Here is a 3,915-nt window from a genome sequence, read left to right as displayed (position 1 = left end):
CCAAGCAGACGTGCACAGAAAACAGCGATTGAACAACGAAATCTAAATCCTGTGCTTGACTTGGAAATGTCCATATAGGACATTTCTATTTGGTTATTAGGTAGGACATTTCTACTTGGGAATAACAGAATAACAGAAAAAACCTAGGCACTGGCCTAGGTGTTAAATTAAAAAAATACATAAAAATTAAGGCTATAGTCTCAATTTTTCAACTTCGTATAACGTGTATTATGTTAATTTTAGAAGATCTATACAATTCTGTACTTTTTCACAATCATAGAAAAAGCAAATAAAATACTTATCCAAAATAAATAATCAATAAAAAAATTGAGAAAAACAAATTGATCCATGCCGATGAAAATAAATAAAGGATTGATACTTATACTTCCGACTGGAGAGGTTTCACCATCTATAAGGAACTGGAGAGGAAATCCCCCAGCTAAGTTGACAAAAATAACTAATCATGCGAAAAAGTTTTTTTAGTTAACAGATGTTCACACATGCCTCGAATTGTTTCTGTACCACTTAGTTTAGAACAGCGAGAACGACTCATTTTTCTGGCCAAGCATGCAAAACATTGGCGTGAAAGACAACGTGCCCAAACTATTCTCTGGCTTTCTGAAGGTAAAAGTGTTGCGGAAGTTGCCACTCTACAAGAACGTATCCCAGAAACCATAAGGCTACAACGCCGACGTTGGGAATTGTATGAGTTTGAATCGATTAAAGAAGGTCATCGCTCAGGTCGGCCCAATACATTGATCTCAGACTATCAGGCGAAAATCCTAGATTGGGTCAATACAAGTCCACTCAATGCAGAACAAATCCGAGTCAAACTACATGAAGAATACGAAGTGTCCGTGTCTGTTGAAACCATTCGTAAGTTTTTACGTGATTCAGGTATGGTCTTCAAGCGTACCCGTCATAGCTTGAAAAAAAAGAGATCCGATTGCATTTGAACAAGCAACACAGCAGATTGAAAAATTACGAGAGCAAGCGGCACGTGGTGAAATTATATTAGGTTATGTTGATGAAACAGGGTTTTCAGCTACTCCTGATAACCGCTATGCGTGGACAAAGATAGGTGATGTTCATGCGGTTGATGCGATAAGACTAAAACGAGTTAATGTCATGGGGTGTTTGCTTTCAACGGGGCAACTGGTGACAAGTTGTTTACAAGAGTCAGTTACAAGCACTTGGTTTTATGCCTATTTAACTGGAATAGCTCAACAAGTAAAACAGACGTATAACCTTCCATTGGTTCTTATTGTTGATAATGCCTCGATTCATAGAGGTAAAAAGATGGCTGATTACAGAGAGCTACTTAAAACTAACTTTTCGACGAATCTGTATTTTATTCCAGCTTACAGCCCTGAGTTAAATCGAATCGAGATGGTATGGAAGCAGATGAAATATTATTGGCGAGATTTTCAAGTCATGGCAGCTGACAAAATAGAGCAATGGGTTGAGAAAGTATCAAACCTATTCGGAAAAGAATACATGTTTACTTTTTAATGGAGACTTATGACTTTAACTTTTTCAAGCTTATCTACAACTATGCGAGCAACTAATATATTTTTTTGATAAAGCAAAGATACGTAAGTCAAAATAATCGCTAAAAAATTAAAATATAATATTTTTTTCATAACTATTCTTTATCTTTTAAGTTAATTAAAAACAGCCAATAACATAAGCCAGGAAATAGAGCCAGAAAGCTAGCCCATGTATTGGTATACATCTTCCACCAATCTTCAGCAATCTTTCCAGTATGCCCCCATCCTAAAAGAATAAAAAATGGAGTAGCAATAATTAGAGAGGTAATACAGATGGTTAATAAATTAAGTCTGTTATAACGATTTAAAAGAATTGAGAATATGTAGCTAAAAGGCACAGTCAAAATACAATAAGCCAAGTAAATAAGACCGTGTCCTACAAGAACTACGAAAATCGAGTATAGGCTGTATTCGTGATTCACTGCGATAAACAGGACTGTTGTTAAAAAAAGTAAAGGTAAAGGAGCAAGTAAGAGTGCTTTTACTATTTGTTCATTTGAGTATTTCACTAATTTAATTCTCTTATCTACTCAATAAATAATAATACTATAACGATTTTATTGGAGGTTTTTTGATTCTATTTAACATAATGGTGGTTATACGAATTGAACGTAAGCGTCCGCTGAACCCCATGCCTATTTTTTAATTCGGTTCAGGTTTCCAGCGGTGTGGTAGCAATTCTTCAATCTGAGTCACTTTATGTGTCGGCAACCTTTTCAGCACATCACTTAAATAGGCATTTAATCCTGAGAACTAAGAATTATCATTTAAAAATACCACAAAGTAGTATAAAATAAACTACTACAAGGTAGTATGAATGCAATCAATGTATACAATATGTGAGACTCCATTATTTACTAAATACTGTCTTGTTTATTGGACTCAGGAAGAATATGAGGAATTCAAAACATTCTTAGCATTAAATCCTGAAGCAGGAGATGTAGAGCCTAATGCAGGTGGTATTCGTAAGATTAGATGGACTAGCGGTGGTAGAGGTAAAAGTGGTGGTGTCAGAGTCATCTACTTTAATCGTTTAGCAAATGGAGAGATTTGGTTATTAACCTTGTACAGTAAAAAGCAAACTGTACAGCTTAGTAAGAAGACTCTTCAAGCATTAGTGGAGAAACTAAATGACTCGTTTAATGACTGAAAAAGAACTTGAGGCTTTTGAAGCAACTAGGGATATTGAAGCTGAAATATTACAAGGCATCGACGATATGCTTACTAGTAATGCAGCGAAAAGAACCGTAATCACTGAGACAGATGTAGCGTTAGCTCGTAGAAAGGCTCAACTAACACAAGATCAGTTTGCTAAGATTCTTGGCGTATCAAGACGTACTCTTGAATCATGGGAACAAGGTGCGAGAAGACCATCAGGAGCAGCAACATCCCTTATTCGATTATTTATTGTTGATCCAAAATTTGTAAAAGAGAGTCTGGCTTAATTTAGACAGCTCTCTACTATATTTATTTAAGGTTTTTTATGAAGCACTTAGGATTTGTGGGAAAAAGTACTGAATATTTAGGGTATACCCATATTGAAATTATCAATAGCTCATTACGCTTATCTTTCAATATTCCATCAACAAAAGATCTAGAAGAAACCTTTAAAAAGATAGTCGAAAATAACTATGATTTACTCATGGAAACATCAGCAGAAATCGAGTTCGAATTAGAAAGTGAAACGCTAGCAAAGATAGAAACCATCATAAAAGAAAAAGGGATTGAACTTGATGAGTTTGTTCAAAATGCGCTGATTAAACTTATCAACCAAAATGAATTGGCTAAGACTGATTAGACCTTAAATGCAGACAATAAAAAACCCCAGCATCCTGCCGGGGTTTCTCATATTGGGTTGCTAGGTATGACTCCTGTCTTACCTCACGCTCCTGGTGCGATCTTTCTTATTCTTGTTGTTTGGAACTTCCTGTTCCTGATGAGTTCATCATAGGAAAATTCCACTGTTCCTGGTAGCCGCAAAGAGCCGAGATTGTTGTGCGCCAGGGCGTACAAAATAGCCTAAATTTTATCCACAGCCATTGGGGATAGTTTCGGATCCTGAAAGCCGATGAAATGGGCACTGATTGCCAAATTGATCGTTTTTTAATCAAATTTACTGGCAAAATATTACAGATCTGCTTAAAAACTCACCAACTTATTACAAAAGCCGATTTTTTGCTTTTTCTTAGTCATGGCTAAATTTTCAAGTGATTGATATTTATATTAATATACAAGTGTTGTTATTCCCAAGTAGAAATGTCCTACCTAATAACCAAATAGAAATGTCCTATATGGACATTTCCAAGTCAAGCACAGGATTTAGATTTCGTTGTTCAATCGCTGTTTTCTGTGCACGTCTGCTTGG

6 protein-coding genes and 1 pseudogene are annotated in these 3,915 nt (G+C 35.8%); 5 read left to right on the top strand and 2 right to left on the bottom strand.

Annotated elements, in window-relative coordinates:
* Positions 1–500 precede the first annotated feature (500 nt).
* Positions 501–956 (top strand): helix-turn-helix domain-containing protein, encoded by a 456-nt coding sequence (locus FTU39_RS13560; RefSeq protein WP_004973749.1) that lies wholly within the window; start codon positions 501–503, stop codon positions 954–956.
* Positions 946–1,512, top strand: coding sequence for an IS630 family transposase (locus FTU39_RS13555; protein WP_136143970.1), 567 nt, complete (start codon positions 946–948; stop codon positions 1,510–1,512). The genes FTU39_RS13560 and FTU39_RS13555 overlap by 11 nt, the downstream gene beginning before the upstream one ends.
* Positions 1,513–1,645: 133 nt before the next feature.
* Here the strand turns inward: FTU39_RS13555 and FTU39_RS13550 are convergent, their stop codons facing one another.
* Both FTU39_RS13550 and FTU39_RS13545 read right to left on the bottom strand, forming a co-directional pair.
* Complete coding sequence (locus FTU39_RS13550; RefSeq protein ID WP_179989130.1) at positions 1,646–2,059, bottom strand: hypothetical protein; 414 nt, start codon at positions 2,057–2,059, stop codon at positions 1,646–1,648.
* A 133-nt stretch (positions 2,060–2,192) separates the two neighbouring features.
* A pseudogene (locus FTU39_RS13545) lies at positions 2,193–2,288 on the bottom strand (transposase domain-containing protein); the annotation flags it as partial.
* An 88-nt stretch (positions 2,289–2,376) separates the two neighbouring features.
* Here FTU39_RS13545 and FTU39_RS13540 point away from each other — a divergent pair.
* The 3 genes from FTU39_RS13540 to FTU39_RS13530 are packed head-to-tail and all read left to right on the top strand — an operon-like array spanning position 2,377 to position 3,348.
* The gene (locus FTU39_RS13540) at positions 2,377–2,700 is read left to right on the top strand and encodes a transcriptional regulator (protein ID WP_104505828.1); all 324 of its coding nucleotides are present in this window, start codon (positions 2,377–2,379) and stop codon (positions 2,698–2,700) included.
* Entirely contained in the window at positions 2,681–2,995 is a 315-nt protein-coding gene (locus FTU39_RS13535) for a DNA-binding transcriptional regulator (protein ID WP_104505827.1), read from the top strand. The genes FTU39_RS13540 and FTU39_RS13535 overlap by 20 nt, the downstream gene beginning before the upstream one ends.
* Before the next feature lie 38 nt (positions 2,996–3,033).
* Complete coding sequence (locus tag FTU39_RS13530; RefSeq protein ID WP_104505826.1) at positions 3,034–3,348, top strand: hypothetical protein; 315 nt, start codon at positions 3,034–3,036, stop codon at positions 3,346–3,348.
* Positions 3,349–3,915 lie beyond the last annotated feature (567 nt).

This window comes from Acinetobacter sp. YH12099 (genome assembly GCF_013419195.1).
GTDB lineage: Bacteria > Pseudomonadota > Gammaproteobacteria > Pseudomonadales > Moraxellaceae > Acinetobacter > Acinetobacter towneri.
Note: the sequence above shows the minus strand (reverse complement) of the source record. Positions and strands in the feature narration are given on the sequence as shown.